Origin of the sequence: Pseudomonas sichuanensis, from assembly GCF_003231305.1 — a bacterium.
GTDB lineage: Bacteria > Pseudomonadota > Gammaproteobacteria > Pseudomonadales > Pseudomonadaceae > Aquipseudomonas > Aquipseudomonas sichuanensis.
Genome location: NZ_QKVM01000009.1, coordinates 43,731 through 67,470, shown reverse-complemented (window position 1 = coordinate 67,470; position 23,740 = coordinate 43,731). Strand labels below are relative to the sequence as shown.

The window sequence follows — 23,740 nt, the reverse complement described above, 5'->3', positions numbered from 1 at the left end:
GGCGCTGTACGCCCTGGTGCAGGATGCTGGCAGGACATGTAACAAGCTTTGTCTTAAAACTGTCACCTTTCGGTCATAGGATTGACCCCGATCTGCCATTTTCCCTCAAGGATGATTCAGCCATGCGTCGTGTCGTGTTCAACCAGAAAGGCGGTGTAGGCAAGTCCAGCATTGCCTGTAACCTGGCCGCCGCCAGTGCCGCCGAAGGTTATCGCACCCTGCTGGTGGACCTCGACCCCCAGGCCAACGCCACTTATTACCTGACCGGCCTGGTCAACCACGACATCCCGGCAGGCATCGCCGATTTCTTCCGCCAGACCCTCGCCCCCGCGCCGGCCACCGGCAAGAAGCACCGCGTGGCCATCACCGAAACCCGCTACGCCAACCTGCACCTGATCACCGCCAGCCCCGACCTTGCCGACCTGCAGGGCAAGTTGGAGAGCAAGTTCAAGATCAACAAGCTGCGCAAGTTGCTGGTGGAGCTGTCGGCGGACTACGAGCGGATCTACATCGACACCCCACCGGCGCTGAACTTCTACACCTTCAGCGCCCTGGTGGCTGCCGAGCGCCTGCTGATCCCCTACGACTGCGACAGCTTCTCGCGCCAGGCGCTGCTCAACGTGATGGCCGAGGTCGAAGAGCTGCGCCAGGACCACAATGCCGCGTTGCAGGTCGAAGGCGTGGTGGTCAACCAGTTCGCCGGGCGCACCGCCCTGCACCAGACCCTGGTCGACCAGCTGCGCGGTGAAGGGCTGCCGGTGCTGCCGGTGTACCTGAGCAACTCGATCAAGATGCGCGAGTCCCATGAAGCGGCGGTGCCCCTGGTGCACCTGGCGCCACGCCACCGGCTGGCGCAGGAGTTTGTCGAGTTGCTGGATGTGCTGGAGCGGGCGGCGTGAGGGAGATGTGGGGGTTCAAGTGGCCGACTTAGTCGCGCGTTTGGGCGGGCAGGTGTAGGGCGATAGCTTTGCAGCGCTCTCGAGATCGAGCGCCGCCCGCGCGGCGCTTCGCGGGTAAATCGCAGCGGCGAACCGCCGCTCCCACAGTTTGTTTCGGGCCAGTCTTTCCTGTGCCATCATCTGGTCCGCCTTGTTGGTACAACGCGGTTTCAGTGTGGGCGTTTCCGCCGCCCCACATGACTCAAGGCATGCACCAAGGCAGGCGCCGGTACTTTCACAGGAATAATTGGCCCGAAACAAACTGTGGGAGCGGCGGTTCGCCGCTGCGATTTACCCGCGAAGCGCCGCGCGGGCGGCGCTCGATCTGATAGGCGCTGAAGATACCCAGCCGAACACACTGCAGCCCCTACCACCGCCGCCCCTGATCACGCTCACCGCTACCCCCGCTATAACGCGTGTCCTGCCCCCCCTGGATATTCGACCGACTGCTGGAAGAGCTGCCATCGCTGTAGCGCGTATCCTGCCCACCCTGAATATTCGCCCGGCTGCTGGAAGAGCGCCCATCGCTATAGCGCGTGTCCTGCCCACCCTGGATATTCGACCGACTACTGGAAGAGCTGCCGTCGCTGTAGCGCGTATCCAACCCACCCTGAATATTCGAGCGGCTGCTGGAGCGGCGCCCGTCGCTGTAGGTGGTATCGAAGCCGCCCATGATATTGGCGCGGCTGGTTGAGGTAGTGCCGTCGCTGTAGCGGCAATCCTCGCCGCCCTGGATGTTCTTGCGGCAGCTGTCGGCCAGGGCCGAGGCGCACGGCAACGCCAGCAGCAATGAGGCCAGCAGCAGATGGGTGGGTTTCATGGCAGTCCTTGTCGGCAAATTACATTCATCGTCACGCGGCCTGCATATATCCGCCAATGCTCGCCAAAGCACAAGTGGCCCGAGCAGGCCAATCGCCACTAGATGGCACTCGCTGCTGGCGGCCATGCAGATTTACCCACCCGAGGCTCTGTTCAGCACAAGACAAATAGTTATAAGATAACGTTTCATTTGACATTAATTCATGCCTGCGACCCCTTGCCGATGACCAGCGCCACCGCCTCCCCCACCCTGCTCACCCAGCGCCTGCAGAGCATCGATGCCCTGCGCGGCCTGGTGATCCTGTTCATGCTGCTCGACCACGTGCGCGAAACCTTCTTCCTGCACCGCCAGGTCAGCGACCCGATGAGCATCGACACCACCGACCCCAGCCTGTTCGCCAGCCGCACCCTGGCCCATCTGTGCGCGCCGGTGTTCGTGCTGCTGACCGGGCTGTCGGCCTGGCTGTACGGCGAAAAGTACCAGGGCCGTAGCGACGTCTCGGCGTTCCTGTTCAAGCGCGGGCTGTTTCTGGTGGCGCTGGAGTTCACCCTGGTCAACTTCGCCTGGACCTTCCAGCTGCCGCCTGGCGTGATCTACCTGCAAGTGATCTGGGCCATCGGTATCAGCATGATCGCCCTGTCGCTGCTGGTGTGGCTGCCGCGCCCGGCGCTGCTGGCGCTGGGTGCGCTGATCGTGGCCGGGCACAACCTGCTCGACGGCCTGCATTTCGGCCCGGAGTCGGCGCTGCACGTGCCCTGGGCGATCCTGCACGACCGTGGCTGGCTGCAAGCCACCGACAGCCTGCGCCTGCGCACCTCCTACCCGGTACTGCCGTGGATTGGCGTGATCGCCCTGGGTTATGGCCTGGGTCCGTGGTTCGCCCGCACCCGCCCTGCCGCCGAGCGCCAGCACCGTTTGCTGTTGGCCGGCAGCGCCGCACTGCTCGGTTTCGTCGTGCTGCGCCTGCTCAACGGTTACGGCGAAGCGCCATGGAGCAGCTACCCGAGTGTCACGCACACCCTGATGAGCTTCTTCAACATCACCAAATACCCGCCGTCACTGCTGTTCCTCGCCCTGACCCTGGGCGCCGGCCTGTTGCTGCTGCGCGGCTTCGAGCGCGCAGGTTGCGCCCGCTGGATCAGCATGCTGGCGGTGTTCGGCGCCGCGCCGATGTTCTTCTACCTGCTGCACCTGTATGTGCTCAAGCTGCTGTACCTGGCCTGCGTGGCGCTGTTCGGTCTCAACCATGGCGACTATTTCGGCTTCGACGGCATCGCCGCGGTGTGGCTCAGTGCCGTGCTGCTGGCTGCGGCGCTGTACCTGCCGGTGCGCGGGTTCGCGCGCCTGAAGGCACGCCGGCGCGACATCGCCTGGCTCAAATACCTGTAAAGGCGTTTTCACCCGGCGGGTGATGGTCTACCATGCCGCCCGCCGGTTTCCACTCGGAATTAATAGGGAATCCCCAGGCCGCCACACGCGCGCCAAAGGGAACTGCCCCCGCAACTGTAGGTGCCGAGCCCGCGCCATCGATGCCACTGGACCATGTGTCCGGGAAGGCTGGCGCAGGGCCAGGACGCACCAGTCAGGAGACCTGCCGGCACATGTTCACCAACCGGCGGGGTGTCCGGGATGGCCATCCGCTTGTTGCCTCGGGCGCCCTGCCCGAAGCCCGGCGATGCCTGTCCGTGCTCATTCCGTGCACCCTTCGACAGGAGATCGCCCGACCATGCTGCCCCGTATCGCCACCCTGCTCGCCGCCATGTCGCTGACCGGCCTGGCCCAGGCTGCCGCCACGCATTACCCGCTCACCGTCGAAAACTGCGGCGTGGCGCAAACCTTCGCCCAGGCGCCCGAGCGCGCCGTGACCATCGGCCAGGCCGGCACCGAGATGCTTTATGCGCTGGGCCTGGGCGACAAGCTGGCGGGCACCTCGCTGTGGTTCAACAACGTGCTGCCCGAGTTCAAGGCGCAGAACGACAAGGTCGAACGCCTGGCCGACAACGACCCCAGCTTCGAAGCCGTGGTGGGCAAACGCCCGCAACTGGTGGCCGTGCAGTTCGAGTGGATGGTCGGCGCCCAGGGCGTGGTCGGCACCCGCGAGCAGTTCGCCGAGCTGAAGATCCCCACCTACCTGCTACCGTCCGACTGCGAAGGCAAGGACAACCTGGTCGGCGCCGACGGCACCCGCCTGCAGCCGTTCAAGGTCGAGACCATCTACAAGAGCGTCAGCCAGCTGGCCGAGATCTTCGACGTGCAGGACCGTGGCGCGGCGCTGAACGCGCAACTCAAGGGCCAGCTGGAACATGCTAAACAGCAACTGGCCGGCAAGGACCTTGCCGGCACCAGCGCGCTGTTCTGGTTCTCCAGCGCCGACCTTGAGATCGACCCCTACGTCGCCGGCCGCCAGGGCGTGGCCGACTTCATGCTGCAGACCCTGGGCGTGCGCAACGTGGTCGAGTCCAGCGAAGAATGGCCCACCGTGGGTTGGGAAACCCTGGCCAAAGCCAACCCCACCTGGCTGATCGTCGCCCGCATGGACCGCCGCCGCTTCCCCGCCGACGACTTCCAGAAGAAGCTCGAATTCCTGCGCAGCGACCCGGTAACCAGGAACATGGACGCCGTGAAGAACGGCCGCATCATCGTCCTCGATGCCGACGCCATGCAGGCCGGCATTCGCCTGTTCCGCGGCCTTGAACGCTTGTCCACAGCCTTCGCCAGCGGCCAAGCGCCACAACCATGAGCCGCCTGCTGCCCCTCGCCCTTGCCGCGCTGGCCGCCCTGCTGCTGGCCATGCTCGCCGGCATCGCCATCGGCGAAACCCGCCTGGGCATCGACCTGGTCTGGCAGGTGCTGGCCAACCAGCTGTGGCAGGCCGGCCACGCCCTCGACCCGATCGACGCCGGCATCGTCTGGAACTACCGCCTGCCGCGCACCCTGGTCGCCGCCGCCTGCGGCGCGGGCCTGGCCACCTGCGGCGTGGTGCTGCAGGCGCTGCTGCGCAACCCGCTGGCCGAGCCCTACTTGCTGGGCCTGTCCGCAGGCGCCTCGACCGGCGCCGTGGCGGTCGGCCTGCTCGGCCTGGGCGGCGCGGCGCTGTCGCTGTCCGGCGGTGCCTTCATCGGCGCGCTGGCAGCGTTCGGCTTGGTGCTTTTGCTGTCGCGCGCCAGCGGTAGCAGCCACAACAACGCCCAGGTGATCCTGGCAGGTATTGCCGGGTCGCAACTGTTCAACGCCCTGACCGCCTTCCTGATCACTAAGTCGGCCACCGCCGAGCAGGCACGCGGCATCCTGTTCTGGCTGCTGGGCAACCTCAGTGGCGTGCGCTGGCCGTCGGTGTGGCTGGCACTGCCGGTGGCCGTGCTTGGCCTTGCGGTGTGCCTGTGGCACCGCCGCGCACTGGACGCCTTCACCTTCGGCGCCGATTCCGCCGCCTCGCTGGGCGTGCCGGTACGCCGCACCCAACTGCTGCTGATCAGTTGCACGGCGCTGGTGACCGCGGTGATGGTGTCGATCGTCGGCGCCATCGGCTTCGTTGGCCTGGTCATCCCCCACGCCCTGCGCCTGCTGCTCGGCCCCGGCCACAGCCGCCTGTTGCCGGCCAGCGCCCTTGGCGGTGCGCTGTTCCTGATCGTCGCCGACATCCTTTCGCGTACCCTGATCGCCGGCCAGGTAATCCCCGTGGGCGTGGTCACCGCGCTGATCGGCGCACCGGTGTTCGCACTGATTTTGGTAAGCCGCCGGGGGCGCCCATGACCGCGCTCAATTCGCTGGAAGTGGCCCCGCTCGCCTGCCAGGGCTTGAGCCTGCGCCTGGGTGACCGTGAGGTGCTGCAAGCTATCGACCTGGCCGTGCGCCCCGGTGAAACCCTCGGCATCGTCGGCCCCAACGGCTCGGGCAAATCCACCTTGCTCAAGCTGCTCGCCGGCCTGCGCATGCCCACCACGGGCAAGGTGCACTTGCTCGGGGAACCCTTGGCGACACTGCCACGTCGGCGCATCGCCCAGCAGCTGGCACTGGTCGAGCAACAGGCGGACACCCAGGACGCCATCAGTGTCTTCGAAGCCGTGGCACTGGGCCGCACGCCCTGGCTGTCGGCACTGGCACCCTTCGGCAAGGCCGACCGCGCCATCGTCGACCAGGCCCTGGCCGACGTCGACGCCAGCCACCTCAGCCAGCGCATCTGGCGCGAGCTGTCCGGTGGCGAACGCCAGCGCGTGCACATCGCCCGCGCCCTGGCCCAGCGCCCGCAACTGCTGCTGCTCGACGAGCCGACCAACCACCTGGATATCCAGCACCAGCTGAGCCTGCTGCAACAGGTCCAGGCCCTGCCGGTGACCACCCTGGTGGCGCTGCACGACCTCAACCAGGCCCTCACCTGCGACCGCCTGGCCGTGCTCGACCAGGGCCGCCTGGTCGCCCTCGGCAAGCCCGAAGCCGTACTCACCCCAGAGCGCCTGCTGAGCACCTTTGGCGTGCGCGCCCACTACCTCACCGACCCCTTCGACGGCGCGCGCATCCTGCGCTTTCGCGCCCCCTGAACCAGGAAGTTCTGCCCATGCCGCCTCGCTCCGCCGCCCTGCTGCTTGCCGCCTTGCTGACCACCGCCGCCGCCCAGGCCGAGGTGTTCGAAGTGAAGATGCTCAACCGCGGCGCCGAGGGGGCGATGGTCTACGAGCCGGACCACCTGCGCATTGCCCCGGGCGACACCGTGCGCTTTCTGCCGACCCAGGCCGGGCACAACGCCGCGAGCATTCCTGGCCTGCTGCCGGCAGGCGTCGAAGCGTTCAAGAGCAAGCTCAACCAGCCGTTCGAATACACCTTCAGCCAGCCCGGGCTTTATGGCATCCAGTGCATCCCCCACCTGGCGATGGGCATGGTGATGCTGGTGCAAGTGGGTGAGCCCGCGCCGGCGCAGTTGCCAGGCGCCCTGCCTGCCCGCGCGGCCAGCCGCCTCGCCGTGCAGCTGCAAAAGCTGGGGGCCGGGCAATGAAACCGCTGTTCATCGCCCTGCCGCTGCTCGGCCTCAGCCCGCTGGCCCTGGCCGAGTCCGCCCAGTCCAAGGCCAATGGCATCGTCGAGGACAGCAGCTGGAGCCTGCTCAACCGCACCGTCTACGACCAGCGCGACTACCGCAACGGCGGGCGCAACAGTGCCGCGCGCAACGCCTACAAACCCCGCGCCGAACGCAGCGGCAAGGCCGAGGAATGGGCCCATGGCCTGATGGGCACCCTCAGTTCCGGCTTCACCCAAGGCCTCATCGGCGTGGGCGTCGATGCCCACGCCTACCTTGGCGTGCAGCTCGACAGCGGCGGCGGCCGCGCCGGCAAGGCGCGCCTGCTGGCCATCGACAACGACGGCCACCCCAAGCGCGAATACAGCCGAGGCGGTGCGGCGGTCAAGCTGCGCGCCTCCAACACCGTGTTGACCTACGGCGAGCAACGGGTCAAGACCCCGGTGTTCAGCTCGTCAGACAGCCGCCTGTTGCCCGAGACCTTCACCGGCTGGTTCCTCACCAGCAACGAGATCGACCGGCTCAAGCTGGTGGCCGGGCACTTCAACGAAGGCACCGACCGCAATGCCTCCAGCCACGACCAAGGCTTCGTGGTGAACTACTCCAACGGCCGCCAGGGCAACAGCTTCGACCTGGCCGGCGCCGTGTGGAACCCGACCGCCAACGCCAGCGCCAGCCTGTACACGTCCCGCTACCAGGACACCTGGAACCAGCACTACCTCGGCAGCACCCTCAGCCACGCCTTCGACGACCGGCGCAGCCTGAGCCTGGACCTCAACCTGTACCGCACCACCGACACTGGCAAGGCCCTGTCCGGGCGCATCGACAACACCACCTGGAGCCTGGTCTCGCGCTACGCCCAGGGCCCGCACGCGTTCAGCCTGGGCTGGCAGCAGGTGGACGGCAACACACCGTTCGACTACGTCAGCCGCGGGGCGATCTACCTGGGTAACGCCGTGCAGCTGTCGGACTTCAATGCGCCGAACGAGAAGTCGTGGCAGGCCAGGTATGACCTGAACATGGGGGCCTATGGCGTGCCGGGGTTGAGCCTGACGGCGTTGTATGTGCGCGGGTTCGGTATCGATGGCACGCATGTGGATCCGCGTGGGGGGTATACGTATCTGGGGTATGGCAAGGATGGCAAGCACTGGGAGCGGGACCTGGAGGCGCGCTATGTGGTGCAGAGTGGGGCGGCCAAGGGGGTGGCGGTTTCGCTGCGGCATAACGTGCACCGGGGGGATACGGCGCAGGCGGAGTTGGATGGGGATCAGATTAGGGTGGCGGTGGAGTGGCCGATCAGCGGGGGGCTCTGATGGCCCTTTGACGACCGTATGTGGGCCACCAGGTGCAAGGCGACAGGTTTGCAGCGCTCTTGAGATCGAGCGCTGCAAACCTCACGGCGAACCTCACCGCCTGCGCCGCAGGTAGCTCTCCAACGGATCCTTGCTCAAACCTTCCTGGGCCTGGGCCACCGAGGCGATGAACAGCGAGAACAGCTCCGACTGCTTGGCGATGTCCAGTTTGCTGTACACATGCTTGCGGTGGGTTTTGACCGTGTCTTCGCTGATCCCCAACCGTTCGGCCAGCGAGCGGATGGAATGCCCGCGCAACATGTACTGGGCCACCAGGCACTCACGCTCGGTCAACAGCGACGAGCCGAACTGGGTCAGCGCGGCGTTGATCTGGCGCCCCAGCGCACTTTCGAAGCGCCCACCCAGCGCATCCGCATCCAGGTCCCCCCAATGCCGGCGCACCACGGCCAGCACCCAGGGGGCAATGCGCTTGAGTTCGTCGACCTGCTGCCGGCCCAGGCGGCGGGTACTGGCCAAGGCCACGGCGATGGTCAGCTTGGGCCCCAGTGGCACGATGTAGTTCAGCTCATCCTCGAGCCGCGCATGCTGGTAGAACGACACGTAATATTCGCTGCGCTTGAAGTGGTCCGGTGCCACATCGCTCAGCCGGTAGCAGCCAGGGGCAATGCCCTCGATGCAGGCCCGGTAGAACGGGCACAGCAGGTAGAAGCCTTCCAGGTACTTGCCGATGCTGCCCTCGGGCATCCACGGCCCCTCCTCGTCCCGCTCGAACAAGGCCGACGGCAGCCCTTGATGGGGGAACAGGAACACGGTGATGGCGTGGGAAGGCGCCAGGTAGTTCAGCGCGGCGAACAGCGACTCGACGAACGCCGACGTGCCGATGCAATCGACCACGTGGGCGATCTGCTCGAACCACTCTGCGGATTGAAGGCGGTCTCTGCTCATCTGCTTGCTTGCCTCTTGAATCGGAAAAAGCCGTTGCATCGCTGCAACGGCGTTTCCCATCTTTCCATGCCCGGGGCGGGCTCACCAGCGCGCGGTAGCGCGGGGGTCAGCGCGCCGCCCAGGCATTGAAGCGCTCTTCCAGCTCTTCGCCGTGGTCGACCCAGAATTCGGCGTTCACCAGCTGGGCCTCGGCCAGGTTGGCCGGGGCCGTTGGCAGTTGCTGCTGGATGTCGGCCGGCAATGCATTGACCGCATCGGTCCGCACCGGGCCGTAGGGAATGTGGCTGGAGAAGGTTTTCTGCGTGGCGGCTTGGCTTGCGAAGGTGATGAACTGCTGCGCCAGTTCCTTGCTCTTGGAGCCGCGCACGATGGCCCAGTGGTCCGGATCGTACAGGCTGCCTTGCCAGACGATGCCAAGCTTGGAACCGTCCTTCTGCGCCGAGGCGATGCGCCCGTTGTAGGCAGCGGACATCACCACATCACCGGCCACCAGCCATTGCGGCGGTTGCGCGCCGGCCTCCCACCACTGGATGTTCTGCTTGATCTGGTCGAGCTTTTTGAAGGCCCGATTGACCCCCTCCGGCGTGCCCAGCACGGTGTACAGGTCCTGGCGTGGAACGCCATCGGCCAGCAGCGCGACCTCGAGGGTGTACTTGGCGCCCTTGCGCAGCCCGCGCTTGCCCGGGAAGCGCTGGGTGTCCCAGAAGTCCGCCCACGAGGTCGGCCCGTTGGCGAGTTTCTGGGTGTTGTAGGCCAGCACCATGGACCAGACATAACTGGCCACGCCGCACTCGCTCACGGTACCGGGCAGGTAGTTCGCCTGGTCGCCCAGCAGGGCCGGGTCGATGCGCTCGAACAGGCCCGCCTCGCAGCCGCGGATCAGCTCGGGGCTTTCGACCTCCACCACGTCCCAGGACACATGGCCGACATCAACCATGGCCTTGACCTTGGAAAGTTCGCCGTTGTACTCGCCGGCCACCACCTTGCCTGCCCCGCTCTGCTCGAAGGGCTGGAAGTAGGCGGCCTGCTGCGCCGCCTTAGTGGCGCCGCCGAAGGAGATGACGGTGAGGCTGGAAGTGCCGGCAAGGGCGGGAAGGCTGGCAGCGGCGAGCACTGCAAGGCTGAGTGACGCGGTGATGGTACGCATGGAAACTCCCTCACGATTTATGGTTGTGTGTATCGAGGCAGTTGGGCCAGTCGGCCCGAACCCGCAGTGCCCGGGGGGATGCGGGGGGATTTTTTGTTATGGGTGGTTCCTGGTGCATGACAAGAAAGCGGTAGCGCCCTCAAGATCGAGCGCCGCCCGCGCGGCGCTCGATCTCCCAGGCGCAGAACATCCAAAGACGAACACCTCCCAGCCCCAACCCCTTACCGCAACTGGAACCAGGTGGTCTTCAACTGCGTGTACTTGTCGAACGAGTGCAGCGACAGATCGCGGCCGAACCCGGACTGCTTGCCGCCACCAAACGGCACCGTGGTATCCAGCGCATCCATGGTATTGACCGAAACCGTACCGGCCTTCAGCGCCTTGGCCACACGGTGGGCGCGGTTGAGGTCGTCGCTCCATACCGACGCCGCCAGCCCATAGATGCTGTCATTGGCCAGCTGCACCGCCTGCTCTTCGCTGTCGAACGCGCTGATGGCCAGCACCGGCCCAAAGATTTCATCGCGGGCAAGGCGGCTGTCGCTGCCGACGTTGCCGAAAATCGTCGGCGTGATGAAGTTGGACGAACCATTGAAGGTCAGTTGCTCGCCACCGCTGAGCAGCGTCGCGCCCTCCTCGCGCGCCTGGCCGATCGCCCGCACGATGCGCGCGGTCTGCTCGCTGTCGACGATCGCGCCGGCGGCACTGGCCGGGTCGAGCGGGTCGCCCGGCAGCCAGGCCTGGGCCTTGGCGATCACCCGCTCGACGAACTCGTCGTGGATCGAGCGCTGCACGTACAGCCGCGAGTTGGCCGAGCACACCTCACCCTGGTTGAAGAAGATGCCGAAGGCGGCCTTCTCGGCGGCCAGGTCAAGGTTCTGGCAGTCGGCGAACACCAGGTTGGGGCTCTTGCCGCCGCACTCCAGCCACACCTGCTTGAGGTTCGACTGGGCCGAGTACTGCATGAAGTACTTGCCCACCTGGGTGGAGCCGGTGAACACCAGGCAATCGACGTCCGGGTGCAGCCCCAGGGCCTTGCCGGCCTGCTCACCCAACCCCGGCACCACGTTCAGCACGCCTTCGGGGATGCCCGCCTCCAGTGCCAGCTGGCCAAGGCGCAGGGCCGAGAACGGCGACTGCTCGGCGGGCTTGAGCACCACGCTGTTGCCGGCGGCCAGTGCCGGCGCCAGCTTCCAGGCGGCCATGTCCAGCGGGAAGTTCCACGGCACCACCGCGGCAATCACGCCCAGAGGTTCGCGGGTGATGGTGGCCAGCGCATTGGCGGCGGTGGGCGCGACCTGGTCGTAGACCTTGTCCAGCGCCTCGCCGTACCAGGCGAACACCCCGGCCGCGCCGGGCACGTCGATGTTGTAGGCATCCATCACCGGCTTGCCCATGTTCAGCGAGTCCAGCAGCGCCAGTTCTTCGCGGTGCGCCAGCAGCAGGTCAGCCAGCTTGATGAGGATTTTCTTGCGCTGGGTGGGTGCCATGCGCGCCCAGGGCCCTTGCTCGAATGCGCGGCGGGCGCTGCGCACGGCCAGGTCGACTTCGTCTTCAGCACAGGCCGCCACCCGGGCGAGCAACTGATTGGTGGCTGGGTTGATGGCGTCGAAAGTCGCCCCCGACGAGGCCTTCACCGAATGGCCGCCAATCAGGGCAGTGTCGATGAATGTTTGGCGGTTGGCCCGCTGCTGCCAGAAGGAAAGGTCGAACACGCTGCGCTCCCACATCGACCGCATTCGCGGTCAGTTGTTATTGATGTGAGCCGATGGTGCGCCACTCTGGGCGGCGGGAAAATTAGTAAAAATGTTCTCCAGACCTATGAAAAAACTCTCTAGGCCATCAGTTGGGCAACTGATAGCGCTCGGCGAAGTACTGGCGGAAGAACTCCACCGCTACCCGCACCTTGGCCGAACCGGCCAGCGGCGCGGTGTACACCGCCCAGATGTCCGCCGCCTGCTGGTAGTCGGGCAGCACCTGCACCAGCCGACCGTCCTCGATGCTGTCGTGAACATCCCACCATGAGCGCAGCAAGATGCCCCGCCCGTCCAGGCACCACTGGTGCGCCACCTCGCCATGGTTACTCGACAGGGCGCCGGTCACCCGCACGCTCTCCTCGCCTTGCGGGCCTTCCAGGTGCCACAGCCCGAACGGGTGGTCGCGCTCCTTGATCACCAGGCAGTCATGGCTGGCCAGGTCGGCCAACACCTTGGGCGTGCCGCGTTCGGCCAGGTAGCCGGGCGCCGCGCAAAGCACCCGGCGGTTGCGCGCCAGCGGCTTGGCGATCAGGTGCGGGGCGATGACGTTGCCGACGCGGATGTCCAGGTCCACCCCTTCGGCGATCAGGTCCACCAGGCGGTCGTGCACGTCCAGGCGGATGTCCAGCCGTGGGTAGCGCGCCGCCAGCTCCGACAATGCCGGCGCCACGAAGCGCCGGCCCAGGCCCAGGCTGCTGGCGATGCGCAGTTGCCCGGCGGGCTCGCGCTGGCCGGCGTTGAGGTCGTCGCCCATGCGTTGCAGGGTCTCGAAGATCTGCTGCGCCCACTGGTAGACCCGCTCGCCCTCTTCGCTCACCGTCACCCGCCGGGTGGTGCGGTGCAGCAGGCGCACCCCCAGGCTCTCTTCGAGCAGGCGGATGCGCTTGCTGACGAACGCCGCCGACATGCCGCGCTCGTCCGCCACGGCGGCAAAGCTGGCGCGGCGCGCTACCTGCAGGAAGATATCAAGGTCGTCGAGGTTCGGCAGATTATTCACGATTCGTGCACCAAGAATTGATCGAATAGCGGATTATCTCCGCAGCGCGCCCTTATAGCATGACTGCATCCTCCCTGAACACGAGATGCGCCCCCATGACCAAGACCTTCAAAATCGCCGCCATCCCCGGTGACGGCATCGGCAACGAAGTCCTCCCGGAAGGCATCCGCGTGGTCGAGGCCGCCGCCCGCAAGCACGGCCTGAACCTTGAGATCGAATACTTCGAGTGGGCCAGCTGCGACTACTACCTGGCCCACGGCAAGATGATGCCGGACGACTGGTTCGAGCAGCTCAAGGGCTTCGATGCCCTGTATTTCGGCGCCGTCGGCTGGCCGGACAAGGTCCCGGATCACATCTCGCTGTGGGGCTCCCTGCTCAAGTTCCGCCGCGACTTCGACCAGTACGTCAACATCCGCCCGGTGCGCCTGTTCCCCGGTGTGCCCTGCCCGTTGTCCAACAAAAAGCCAGGCGACATCGACTTCGTGGTGATCCGCGAGAACACCGAAGGCGAATACTCGTCGCTGGGTGGGCGCATGTTCGAGAACACCGAAAATGAATTCGTCCTGCAGGAGTCGGTGTTCACCCGCCGTGGCGTCGACCGCATCCTCAAGTACGCCTTCGAAGTCGCCCAGACCCGCGAGCGCAAGCATGTCACCTCGGCCACCAAGTCCAACGGCATGGCCGTGAGCATGCCGTACTGGGACGAGCGCACCGCCGCCATGGCCGCGCACTACCCCGAGATCAGCTGGGACAAGCAGCACATCGACATCCTCTGCGCGCGCTTCGTGCTGCAGCCGGAGCGTTTCGACGTGGTGGTGGCCTCCAACCTGTTCGGCGACATCCTTTCCGACCTGGGCCCGGCCTGCGCCGGCACCATCGGCATCGCGCCGTCGGCCAACCTCAACCCTGAGCGCAAATTCCCGTCGCTGTTCGAGCCGGTGCACGGCTCGGCGCCGGACATCTACGGGCAGAACATCGCCAACCCGATCGCGATGATCTGGTCGGGTGCACTGATGCTCGAGTTCCTCGGCAAGGACGGCGACGACGCCCGCTACCAGGCCGCCCACGACGACATCCTCAAGGCCATCGAAACCGTGATCGCCAATGGCGACACCACCCGTGACATGGGCGGCAGCCGTTCGACCCAGGACGTGGGCAAGGCGATTGCCGAGTTGCTGGGCGCCTGAGCCGGCGTCAGGTCATCGCGGGGCAAGCCCGCTCCCACGCACAGAAAGAGGTGTTGCTTCTTGTGGGAGCGGGCTTGCCCCGCGATAGCGACAGCCCGGACAACACCCAACCATCCGGATTGTCCGACGATTCTATTGCCACTCGCCCAGATTCAATGCAGAATCTGTTAACCAAAAGATATTTGTTATCTGCAAGTTAACAGAAAGGAAAACCAAGACCCGATACGGACTTCCCAACGCCTGACTCCAACTACAAAAAAAATGCCCCTGGAGACAATTGATGCCCCCCAACAATAAAAAGATTGATGTGTTTCTGATTGCCGTGAGCCTGGTTGCCGTGCTGCTCACCGTGATCGGCCTTGCCGCCTTCCCCGCGCAAGCGGAAAGCCTCGCCAACCAATTGTTCGAAGTGGCCACCCGCACCTTCGGTACCAGCGTGCAGGTCCTGGTGTTCGGCAGCTCGCTGGCGGTGCTGTACCTGGCCTTCAGCAAGTACGGCAACATTCGCCTGGGTGCCGGCAAGCCGGAATACTCCACCACCACCTGGGTGTTCATGTTCATCTGCGCCGGCATGGGTTCCTCGACCCTGTACTGGGGCGTGATGGAGTGGGCCTACTACTACCAGACCCCCGGCCTGAACATCGCGCCGATGTCGGCCCAGGCGCTGGAATACAGCGTCAGCTACTCGTTCTTCCACTGGGGTATCAGTGCCTGGTCGATCTACGCCCTGGCCTCGCTGGCCATGGCCTACCACTTCCATGTGCGCAAGAAGAGCGGCCTGAACCTGGCGTCGGTGATCGAGGCAGTCACCGGCTTCAAGGCCACCGGCCCGGTCGGCCGTGCTGTCGACCTGATCTTCCTGCTGACCATGATGGGCGCGCTGACCGTATCCCTGGCGCTCACCGCCTCGACCCTGACCCGTGGCCTGGCGGACCTGGCCGGCACCCCCAACACCTTCACCGTGCAATTGCTGGTGATCGGTGCGGTGGCGCTGCTGTTCTCGCTGAGCTCGTACATCGGCATCGACGGCGGCCTGCAGCGCCTGTCGAAGATGGTCTGCGTCGGCGCCCTGCTGTTCGCCGCCGTGGTGCTGCTGGTCGGCCCGACCCAGTTCACCCTGAACAACACGGCCAACTCCATCGGCCTGATGCTGCAGCACTACGTGCAGATGAGCCTGTTCACCGACCCGGCCGGCGACGGTGCCTTTACCCGTAACTGGACGGTGTTCTACTGGCTGTGGTGGGTGTCCTACGCACCGGGGGTGGCCATGTTCGTCGCTCGCGTGTCGCGCGGCCGGTTGATCAAGGAAGTGGTGTTCGCCCTGCTGCTGGGCGGCAGTTTCGGTTGCTGGTTCTTCTTCGGCGCGCTGGAAAGCTACAGCATGCACCAGTTCATCAACGGCCAGATCGACGTGCCCAAGCTGCTCAGCACCGCCGGTGGCGAAGCGGCGGTGACCGACCTGCTGCTGGCCCTGCCGTGGGGCACGCTGTTCCTGGCGGCGTACCTGTTCATCATGGCGGTGTTCTGCGCCTCGCACATGGACGCCGCCGCCTACGCCGTGGCCGCCACCAGTACCCGCAACCTGCGTGAAGGCGAGGACCCGAGCCCCACCCTGCGCCTGTTCTGGTGCGTGGTGCTGACCCTGGTGCCGCTGGCCATGCTGTTCGCCAAGGCGTCGCTGTCGACCATGAAGACCGCCGTGGTGCTCACCGCGATCCCGTTCATGGTGATCCTGCTGGTGAAGATCTACGGCTTCTTCAAGTGGCTGGCGGCCGACTACGGCCAGGTGCCGGCGTACCGCATCGAGGAAGAGGCCACCCGCCTGGCGGGTGAGGAGCCGCAAGAGCACGCGCCACGCAGCGCGGCGGCGGTGCACTGAGTCTGGATTTGTCGTGGGAGCGGGCTTGCCCCGCGATATGGGCTGCCATCGCTATCGCGGGGCAAGCCCGCTCCCACGTTGCCAAACCTGCGACAAATTTTTTTGCCCAACTTGTTAACCAACAGATACGCGTTAACCAATAAGAACCGAGATAGAGCCATGAACGATTTCAAACGCCTGCCCGCCGATTTCTGTGCCAACCCTGAAGTGGCCTACACCTTGCCGGCCAAGTTCTACACCCAGGCCGCGGTGTTCGAGCACGAGAAGGAAGCGATCTTCGCCCGCAGCTGGATCTGCGTCGGCCACCGCAGCGAAGTCGCCGAGAAGAACGCCTACATCACACGCCAGGTGATCGGTGAAAGCATCATCATCGTGCGTGGCCGCGACGACGTGCTGCGCGCGTTCTACAACGTCTGCCCGCACCGCGGCCACCAGTTGCTCGAAGGCAGCGGCAAGGCCAAGAACGTCATCACCTGCCCGTACCACGCCTGGGCCTTCAAGCTCGACGGCGAGCTGGCCCACGCCCGCAACTGCGAGAACGTCGCCAGCTTCGACAAGGACAACTCCAGCCTGGTGCAACTGCGTGTCGAAGAGTACGCAGGCTTCCTGTTCATCAACATGGACAACGACGCAGCCCCCGTCGAAGACCAGCTGCCAGGCCTGCAAAAGCGCATGCGCGAGGCCTGCGCGGTGATCGACGACCTGCACCTGGCCGCACGCTTCGTCAGCGATACCCCGGCCAACTGGAAGTCGATCGTCGACAACTACCTGGAGTGCTACCACTGCGCCCCGGCGCACCCCGGCTTCTCCGACTCGGTGGACGTTGGCCAGTACAGCCACAGCCTGCACGGCAACTGGACCCTGCAGTACGGCCTGGCGAAACCTTCGGAGCAGTCGTTCAAGTTCGATGAATCGGTGAAAGACCCCTCCTTCGCCGGCTTCTGGGCCTGGCCGTGCACCATGTTCAACGTGCCGCCAGGGGCAAACTTCATGACCGTGATCTACGAGTTCCCGGTCGATGCCGAAACCACCCTGCAGCACTACGACGTCTACTTCCTCAACAAGGACATCACCGAAGAGCAGCAGAAGCTGATCGACTGGTACCGCGAAGTGTTCCGCCCGGAAGACCTGCGCCTGGTGGAGAGCGTGCAGAAGGGCCTGAAATCCCGCGGCTACCGTGGCCAGGGCCGGATCATGGTCGATGCCCAGCGCAGCGGCGTCAGCGAGCACGGCATCGCCCACTTCCACAACCTGATTGCCGTCGCCCACCTGGACGACTGAACACACCGTTAGGCTTGCCCTGCGCCAGGCCTGGCGCAGGGCTTCGTTGTCGAGGTATGCCATGGCCAAGCAATACGAAATGTTCAAGGTGCGCGTGACCGAGGTGGAACAGGCCACGCCGCAGATCAAACGCTTTACCCTGGCCCGCAGCGACGGTGCCGCCCTGCCCGCCTTCACCGGCGGCAGCCACGTCATCGTGCAGATGCAGTCGGCCTGTGGCGGCCAGTTCAGCAATGCCTACTCGCTGATGAGCGACCCGCGCGCACTGTCCAGCTACCAGATCGGCGTGCGCCTGGAAGAGCAGTCCAAGGGCGGCTCGGCGTTCATGCACCAGCAGGTCGAGGTGGGCAGCGAGCTGACCATCTCCACCCCCAACAACCTGTTCGCCCTCGACCCGAGTGCCGGCCGCCATGTGCTGATCGCCGGTGGTATCGGCATCACGCCGTTCCTGGCGCAGCTGCATGAGCTCGAAGGCAGCAACACCCCCTACGAGCTGCACTACGCCTTCCGCGCGCCCGAGCACGGCGCCTTCCAGGGTGACCTGGAGAGCGGCCCGCACGCCGACAACACGCGCTTCTATATCGACAGCCTCGACCGCAAGCTCGACCTGGCCGCCCTGTGCGCAGGCCTTGCCGACGATGCGCACCTTTACGTGTGCGGGCCCAAGCCACTGATCGACGCCGTGATCGCCACCGCTGCCGCCACCGGCATCGCCGAGTCGCGGGTGCACTGGGAGCAGTTTGCCGCAGCAGCACCGGCCGCAGGCGCCGCCTTCACCGTGGTGCTGGCCCGCTCCGGGACCGAGCTGCACGTCGAGGAAGGCATGACCATCCTCCAGGCCATCGAAAAATCCAAGGCCGCCAAGGTCGAGTGCCTGTGCCGCGAAGGTGTGTGCGGCACCTGTGAAACGGCGATTCTCGAAGGCGAGGCCGAGCACTTCGACCAGTACCTGAGCGATGAGGAAAAGGCCGCGCAGCAGACCATGATGCTCTGTGTGTCGCGGGCCAGGTCGGCGCGCCTGGTGTTGGACCTCTAGTACGGGCACAGCAGGATAGCGGCCTGCGATCGCAGGCCGCGGCAACCTGGTAGTTTTGCCAGTTGTGCCCTGACCTTGGCGGTTCTACCTTTGGCCTGTCGCAGTCATCGCTAGCCAGAGCTCGCCATGCCAACCTCAAGTACCCCCCGCCCCATGACGACCTTGCTGGCGACGAACACGCCTGGATCGGTCCTGTGGTACCTTGCTGATCGGCAATCAAAGACGATCTCCTACACTGCCTTCGGCCACAGGCTGCCTGGTTTGGCATCAAGCCTTGGGTTCAACGGCCAGTACCTCGATCAGCCAAGTGGCTGTTACCTTCTAGGAAATGGCTACCGGGTATATCACCCCCTGTTCATGCGCTTTAATTCGCCGGACAGCCTCAGCCCATTCGGGTCCGCAGGGGTGAATGCATACGCCTATTGCGCAGCAGACCCGATCAATCGGACTGACCCTACTGGACATATGTTCAAACTGTTCAAGGTCCACACACAGACTCGCAGCCGAGAGATCCCAAACGCTGTCGCGAATTCTCAGTATGACCCGCAGCTACCATCCTTTGAGTACTGGGAGCGCGTTCATCCAGAACGAATGACCCCTCACAATCCTGCAGCCGATCAGAAGAGAGCGAGCAAGATTCAAAACCTCAACGACCGGATCGCCCGACTTAAGGTAAAGCGAGATACGTATACCGGGGCAAGGGCGGATCCCGTTCACTACGGGATACAGATCACCAACGCATCCAATAAGCTCCAACGCCTCATAGCTGAAGGTCCCCAATTGACGAACCCACATGTATACACAGACGAACAAGCTCGATCTCACCGAGCGACCTTCGGCTATGTCTACAGAGAGGACGTCAACGGCCTGCCGGACTACGCCTCTGTCATCAGGGAAAGTCAATCAACAACAGAAGAATCAGCACCGCCAGCCTACGCCCCATAGACCTGATCGCTCGTGGCAGTGGCGTGAAGGCGTCGGTCCGGCGGTACGGTTTGAGCTGCGACCAGCGGTGCCCCCACCCCGAATTCACTTTGCGGAACTCCTGCCCACCCCTGGCGCTCTTAACAACATGCAGTAATACCCCTGGGCTTTACCTTCGCGGAGGACTCACCATGCGCCACTTACTGCTTGTTCCCTCGCTGCTGCTTCTGCTGCCTGCCGGTGCCGCCCTGGCCCGGGTCGATGCCGGTGACGTCGCCACCTCGGCGGGGATCTCCGCGTCGCTCTACTCGACCTTCAAGGACGACAAACGGATCATCCCCGCCCAAGACGAACTGACCGCCTTCATCGCCAGCGGCGGAGCCATCCGTGGCGCCTACCTGGAGTCGGCGTTGGCGCAGGCACGCCAGGCCAACCCTGGCCTGCAGGCCAGCGACGAGGAACTGGCCCGGGCGCTGCTGTCGCAGGATGATCCGGTCGCGCATCACTGACCTGCACATGCAAAGGGGCCGCTCTGCGGCCCGATCGCCGGCAAGCCGGCTCCCACAGGCATCTCACTCCCCCTGTGGGAGCCGGCTTGCCGGCGATTGGGCCTTCAGGCAAACGCTGAACAGGCCTCGCGCATGACCTGCCAGGTTCGCGCATCCGCCGGCACCAGGTGCTCGATGCGCAACGACTCGACCGTGATGTCCTGGGGCATGCCAAAGGTGGTGAAGGTCGACATGAAGGCCAGCTCGCCCTGTGGCGACGCCAGCCGTGTCAACAGCAGCGGCGGCAATACGCCCCGCGCCGGCTCAGGCTCGCCAGGCAACGCCATCTGTGCCAGGCGCGTTGCCAATACCGGATTGCTCAGCGCTTCCTGCCGGGCACGCAGCCAGGCCACCGCACGAATCTCTGCGCCATTGAGCAGGTAGTCACCCAGCCCACCGGGCGTAAACAGCATGGCCAGCATGTTCAACCCCTCCACCTGCGACGGCGGCAGCCCGAGCAGGGCAAACAGCGCGGCCGTCGCACTATTGGCCGCCAGCACATCCCAGTTACCGTCGATGACGATTGCCGGCGCGGGGTTGTTGGCCTGCAACAAGTGCTCCATGGCGTCGCGCACGGCCGCCAGCGCCGGGGCATCCAGCGGCGAGGCCTGGTAGCGCGGCGCCAGGCCCGCGGCGAGGAACACCTCGTTGCAGCGCTCCAGTGGCGCATCCAGCGCGCTCAGCAGGGCATGCAGGGTGGCAATGCCTGGCCGGGCCCGACCGGTCTCGATGCAACTGAGGTGACGCTGCGAAACGCCGGCACGCAGGGCCAGCTGCATCTGGCTGAGCCCGGCCTGGCGGCGCAACTGGCGCAACGGCGAACCTGCGGTGGAGGTTGGCCGGGTGGAGTGAAAGGTGGAAATGTCCATGGGCTGAGCCTGCGAATGTTCAGGTGAGTCGTCCATGACCTCTGAGGTCATTGCTGGGCTGGGACCCTATCACTAGTGTTCGGGCATCGAAACCGCCACGGAGCTCCCACCATGCGCAAACCCTGGCTGGCACTCGCCACCCTGATCGCCTTGACCCTCTACACCGGCTGGACCATGGCCAACGCCGAGCAGTCGTTGCTGGCCTTCGGGCTGCAACTGATCAGCAGCCCCGACACCCTGCAGGTGGTCATAGACCTGTACCTGATGGCGGCGCTGGCCTGCCTGTGGATGTGGCGCGATGCCCAGCGCCGTGGGCGCCCGGGGCGCAGTGTGCTGCCCTACTGCCTGCTGACCTTGCTGTTCGTTTCGATCGGCCCGCTGCTGTACCTGGTCGTGCACGGGTTCAGAGGCCGTCGGCCATGATCACGGTGTTCGCCGCCAGTGTGTTGTTGCTGTTCCTCAAGATGCTGGCGATCTCCTGCTACCAGGGCTATTACCGCTTGCGTCACCTGACCTTCGTCAACGCCGAGGATGCCGCCGTGCTGGGCCGCTTGGCCTCGGTCCAGGAGCGCCCCGAAGTACGCCGCGCCGCCCAGGCCTGGGCCAATGACCTGGAGAACATCCCGCTGTTCTTCGTGCTCGGCGGCCTGGCAATCACCCTGCATACACCTGAGCTGCCGACGATGTTTTTGTGCGCCTTGTTCACCGCTGCCCGGCTGGCCCATACCCTGGCCTACCTGGCGGCCTGGCAACCCTGGCGCACACTGGCATTTGCCGTTGGCCTGGGCTGCCTGCTGGGGTTGGCCGGGATGATCGCCAACCGTCTGTGCTAAACCCGACGCGCCAACAGGAAGGCCCCCAGCCCCAGCACCGGCAACGCCGCGCCCAGCAACGCCACGCCCGTCCAGCCGAAGTGCGCATACACCCCGCTGGCCAGCGCCGAACCCACGGCCCCGCCCAGGAAGATGCTGGTCATGTATAGCGCATTGAGGCGCCCGCGGCTGGCGGGGTCGAGCGCATAGACCTCGCGCTGGCCGATCACCATGTTCATCTGCACCGCAAAGTCCAGCAGCACCCCGGTCAGCCCCAGGCCGATCACGCTCATGCCCGGCGTGCTCAGGCCCAGCAGCAGGGCCAGCGGCGCCAGCCCCATTGCCAGCAACGAAGCCTGTCGTCCATGCCCGGCATCCGCCAGGCGCCCGGCCAGCGGCGCGGCCACCGCCCCCACGGCGCCGACCAGGGCGAACAACGCGATCTGGCTTTGCGACAGGCCATGCTCGGCGGCCAGGGCCAGCGGCACCGCTGTCCAGTACAGGCTGAAAGCGGCGAACATCAGCGCCTGGTACAGCGAGCGCTGGCGCAACAGCGGGTAGCGACGCAGCAAGACCAGCAGCGAGGCCATCAGCCCGGCATAGCTGGCCTTGTGCTCGGGCTCCCGGCGCGGCAGGGTCAGGGCCAGCAACAGGATGATCGCCAGCATCACTCCGGCCGCGCCGATGAACACCGTGCGCCAGCCGAAATGATCGGCCACCAGGCTCGACAACGGCCGGGCCAGCAGGATGCCCAGCAACAGGCCACCCATGATATTGCCCACCACCCGCCCACGCTGGTGCTCGGGCGCCAGGTGCGCGGCCAGCGGCACCAGCATCTGCACCGCCACCGAACTGAAGCCGATGAGCAAGGCATAGGCCAGGAACAACTGGCCCTGGCCAGGGCCGCTGTTGCCGGCCAGCAGCAGGCTGACGGTCGCCAGCACTGCGGTGGCGATCATCAGCTTGCGGTTTTCCAGCAGGTCAGCCAGCGGCACCAGCAACAGCAGGCCGAGGGCGTAGCCCAGTTGGGTCAGCGAGACGATCCAGCTGGCGTGCGCGGCTGACAGGCCCAGGTCAGGCGCGATCAGCCCGACAATGGGCTGGGCGTAGTAGATGTTGGCGACGATGGCGCCGCAACAGAAAGCCAGCAGCGTCACCAGGGCGCGGCTCAGGCCGGGCGCTGACGGCTGGGCGACAGCGATGGAAGCATTCATGGGTAGCCTCGCTAAACGACGTAAAAGTGCGGGCATGGTGCCGGGAAGCACCGCGCGGCAGAATCCATCGGCTACGCAACAAGGCTTTGCGCCCTGCGCAACGGCTAGCGCGCCAGCAAGCGCTCGCAGAACGCAACGAACGCTTTCACCCGCCGCGACCCTCGGTGGTTGGGCAGGTACAGCGCGTTGATGGTGGCGCTGGCGGCGCCCGGGCTCACCTGCCAGTCGGCGAACAGCCGTTGCAGGCGCCCGGCCGCGACATCCTCGCGCACCAGCCAGTCTGCCAGCAGCGCCACGCCGCTGCCGGCGATGGCGGCCTCGCGCAGCAGGTCGGCGTTGGCGCTGCGCAACGGGCCAGTAACGTCCAGTTCCAGGCGCTGTTCATCTTGCTGCAAACGCCAGGGCCGGGCCGACTGGCCATAGCGAAAGCGCAGGCAGGCGCGTGTGCTCAGTTGCCGTGGATCGTCCAGCGCGGGGCCTTGTGCCACATAGGCCGGGCTGGCCACCAGCCAGCGCTCGAACTGCCCCAGCCGGCGACACACCAGCTCGTCGCTGGGTGCGGGTTCGCCGAGGCGGATGGTCAGGTCATAGCGGCCATCGAGCAGGTCGTCGAAGCGGTCGCTCAGGTCGATATCCAGTTCCAGGCCTGGATGGCGGGCCAGGAAGGCGCCCAGGTGCGGGGCGATCACCCGCCGGCCGAACTCCACCGGCAGGCACAGGCGCAGCACGCCGACCGGCTCCTCTCCACGGTCGGCGACGCTGGCATCGGCCTCGGCCAAGGCTTCGAGGATGTCACGGGCACGCTGGTAGTAGCCGGCACCGGCCTCGGTCAGGCTGACCTGGCGGGTCGAGCGGTTGAGCAAGGTGGCACCCAGCTCGCTCTCCAGCGCATCGACCAGGCGTGTCACCGAAGAGGTCGCCACCCCAAGCCTGCGTGCTGCGGCGGAAAACCCCTGGGCCTCGACGGTCGCCATGAACACCTTGAGCGCCAGCAGCTTGTCCATGGCAGTTTTCCCTGGGGCAAAACTAGGAACCTTCCTACAATCAGGACCTGGAATCAACCAC

The 23,740-nt window shown here is 65.6% G+C and carries 23 protein-coding genes and 1 riboswitch; of the genes, 15 read left to right on the top strand and 8 right to left on the bottom strand.

Features of this window, described 5'->3' with window-relative positions; translation table 11 throughout:
- The first annotated feature begins 122 nt into the window (after positions 1-122).
- Positions 123-899, top strand: a complete 777-nt coding sequence (locus DM373_RS06980; RefSeq protein WP_110992835.1) for a ParA family protein — start codon at positions 123-125, stop codon at positions 897-899.
- 406 nt (positions 900-1,305) lie between these two features.
- On the opposite strand, the gene DM373_RS06975 is transcribed toward DM373_RS06980, so the two are convergent.
- Positions 1,306-1,758, bottom strand: a complete 453-nt coding sequence (locus DM373_RS06975) for a hypothetical protein (protein ID WP_110992834.1) — start codon at positions 1,756-1,758, stop codon at positions 1,306-1,308.
- A gap of 222 nt (positions 1,759-1,980) precedes the next feature.
- Between DM373_RS06975 and DM373_RS06970 the strand changes: the two genes are divergently transcribed.
- The 6 genes from DM373_RS06970 (at position 1,981) to DM373_RS06945 (ending at position 8,082) form a co-directional block, all read left to right on the top strand.
- Positions 1,981-3,147, top strand: a complete 1,167-nt coding sequence (locus DM373_RS06970) for an acetyltransferase domain-containing protein (RefSeq protein WP_110992833.1) — start codon at positions 1,981-1,983, stop codon at positions 3,145-3,147.
- Positions 3,148-3,173: 26 nt separating this feature from the next.
- Positions 3,174-3,371: riboswitch (cobalamin riboswitch) on the top strand.
- A 113-nt stretch (positions 3,372-3,484) separates the two neighbouring features.
- Entirely contained in the window at positions 3,485-4,498 is a 1,014-nt protein-coding gene (locus DM373_RS06965) for an ABC transporter substrate-binding protein (protein WP_110992832.1), read from the top strand.
- Complete coding sequence (locus tag DM373_RS06960; protein WP_110992831.1) at positions 4,495-5,511, top strand: FecCD family ABC transporter permease; 1,017 nt, start codon at positions 4,495-4,497, stop codon at positions 5,509-5,511. The genes DM373_RS06965 and DM373_RS06960 overlap by 4 nt, the downstream gene beginning before the upstream one ends.
- A complete protein-coding gene (locus DM373_RS06955; RefSeq protein ID WP_110992830.1) occupies positions 5,508-6,296 on the top strand; it encodes an ABC transporter ATP-binding protein in 789 nt (262 codons plus the stop codon). The genes DM373_RS06960 and DM373_RS06955 overlap by 4 nt, the downstream gene beginning before the upstream one ends.
- A gap of 17 nt (positions 6,297-6,313) precedes the next feature.
- Positions 6,314-6,748: a pseudoazurin gene (locus DM373_RS06950; protein ID WP_110992829.1), complete on the top strand. Its 435-nt coding sequence runs from the start codon at positions 6,314-6,316 to the stop codon at positions 6,746-6,748.
- Entirely contained in the window at positions 6,745-8,082 is a 1,338-nt protein-coding gene (locus tag DM373_RS06945) for an OprD family porin (RefSeq protein WP_110992828.1), read from the top strand. The genes DM373_RS06950 and DM373_RS06945 overlap by 4 nt, the downstream gene beginning before the upstream one ends.
- A gap of 93 nt (positions 8,083-8,175) precedes the next feature.
- Here DM373_RS06945 and DM373_RS06940 read toward each other — a convergent pair whose 3' ends face one another.
- The 4 genes from DM373_RS06940 to DM373_RS06925 form a co-directional block, all read right to left on the bottom strand.
- On the bottom strand, positions 8,176-9,027 hold the full coding sequence (locus DM373_RS06940; RefSeq protein ID WP_110992827.1) for a helix-turn-helix transcriptional regulator: 852 nt from the start codon (positions 9,025-9,027) through the stop codon (positions 8,176-8,178).
- A gap of 106 nt (positions 9,028-9,133) precedes the next feature.
- Positions 9,134-10,174: an ABC transporter substrate-binding protein gene (locus DM373_RS06935; RefSeq protein ID WP_110992826.1), complete on the bottom strand. Its 1,041-nt coding sequence runs from the start codon at positions 10,172-10,174 to the stop codon at positions 9,134-9,136.
- A 221-nt stretch (positions 10,175-10,395) separates the two neighbouring features.
- Complete coding sequence (locus DM373_RS06930; RefSeq protein WP_110992885.1) at positions 10,396-11,886, bottom strand: aldehyde dehydrogenase; 1,491 nt, start codon at positions 11,884-11,886, stop codon at positions 10,396-10,398.
- Positions 11,887-12,013: 127 nt separating this feature from the next.
- The gene (locus tag DM373_RS06925) at positions 12,014-12,925 is read right to left on the bottom strand and encodes a LysR substrate-binding domain-containing protein (protein WP_110992825.1); all 912 of its coding nucleotides are present in this window, start codon (positions 12,923-12,925) and stop codon (positions 12,014-12,016) included.
- A gap of 95 nt (positions 12,926-13,020) precedes the next feature.
- Between DM373_RS06925 and DM373_RS06920 the strand changes: the two genes are divergently transcribed.
- The 6 genes from DM373_RS06920 to DM373_RS06895 all read left to right on the top strand — a co-directional run bounded on the left by DM373_RS06920 (position 13,021) and on the right by DM373_RS06895 (position 19,741).
- Entirely contained in the window at positions 13,021-14,112 is a 1,092-nt protein-coding gene (locus DM373_RS06920; protein ID WP_110992824.1) for a tartrate dehydrogenase, read from the top strand.
- Positions 14,113-14,392: 280 nt separating this feature from the next.
- Complete coding sequence (locus DM373_RS06915; RefSeq protein ID WP_110992823.1) at positions 14,393-15,991, top strand: BCCT family transporter; 1,599 nt, start codon at positions 14,393-14,395, stop codon at positions 15,989-15,991.
- 159 nt (positions 15,992-16,150) lie between these two features.
- A complete protein-coding gene (locus DM373_RS06910) occupies positions 16,151-17,272 on the top strand; it encodes an aromatic ring-hydroxylating oxygenase subunit alpha (RefSeq protein WP_110992822.1) in 1,122 nt (373 codons plus the stop codon).
- Between the two features lie 61 nt (positions 17,273-17,333).
- Entirely contained in the window at positions 17,334-18,308 is a 975-nt protein-coding gene (locus tag DM373_RS06905) for a PDR/VanB family oxidoreductase (protein ID WP_110992821.1), read from the top strand.
- Positions 18,309-18,434: 126 nt separating this feature from the next.
- Positions 18,435-19,253 carry an RHS repeat-associated core domain-containing protein gene (locus DM373_RS06900; protein ID WP_110992820.1) on the top strand — a complete coding sequence of 273 codons (819 nt, stop codon included), beginning with the start codon at positions 18,435-18,437 and terminating at the stop codon, positions 19,251-19,253.
- A gap of 170 nt (positions 19,254-19,423) precedes the next feature.
- Positions 19,424-19,741, top strand: a complete 318-nt coding sequence (locus DM373_RS06895) for a DUF2388 domain-containing protein (protein ID WP_110992819.1) — start codon at positions 19,424-19,426, stop codon at positions 19,739-19,741.
- Between the two features lie 104 nt (positions 19,742-19,845).
- Here the strand turns inward: DM373_RS06895 and DM373_RS06890 are convergent, their stop codons facing one another.
- Positions 19,846-20,649, bottom strand: a complete 804-nt coding sequence (locus DM373_RS06890) for a helix-turn-helix domain-containing protein (RefSeq protein ID WP_244215047.1) — start codon at positions 20,647-20,649, stop codon at positions 19,846-19,848.
- Positions 20,650-20,760: 111 nt separating this feature from the next.
- Between DM373_RS06890 and DM373_RS06885 the strand changes: the two genes are divergently transcribed.
- A complete protein-coding gene (locus tag DM373_RS06885; protein ID WP_110992818.1) occupies positions 20,761-21,072 on the top strand; it encodes a DUF2834 domain-containing protein in 312 nt (103 codons plus the stop codon).
- Complete coding sequence (locus DM373_RS06880) at positions 21,069-21,482, top strand: MAPEG family protein (RefSeq protein WP_110992817.1); 414 nt, start codon at positions 21,069-21,071, stop codon at positions 21,480-21,482. The genes DM373_RS06885 and DM373_RS06880 overlap by 4 nt, the downstream gene beginning before the upstream one ends.
- Here DM373_RS06880 and DM373_RS06875 read toward each other — a convergent pair.
- Positions 21,479-22,675: an MFS transporter gene (locus DM373_RS06875; RefSeq protein WP_110992816.1), complete on the bottom strand. Its 1,197-nt coding sequence runs from the start codon at positions 22,673-22,675 to the stop codon at positions 21,479-21,481. The genes DM373_RS06880 and DM373_RS06875 overlap by 4 nt on opposite strands.
- Positions 22,676-22,779: 104 nt before the next feature.
- Positions 22,780-23,679, bottom strand: a complete 900-nt coding sequence (locus DM373_RS06870) for a LysR family transcriptional regulator (protein WP_110992815.1) — start codon at positions 23,677-23,679, stop codon at positions 22,780-22,782.
- Positions 23,680-23,740 lie beyond the last annotated feature (61 nt).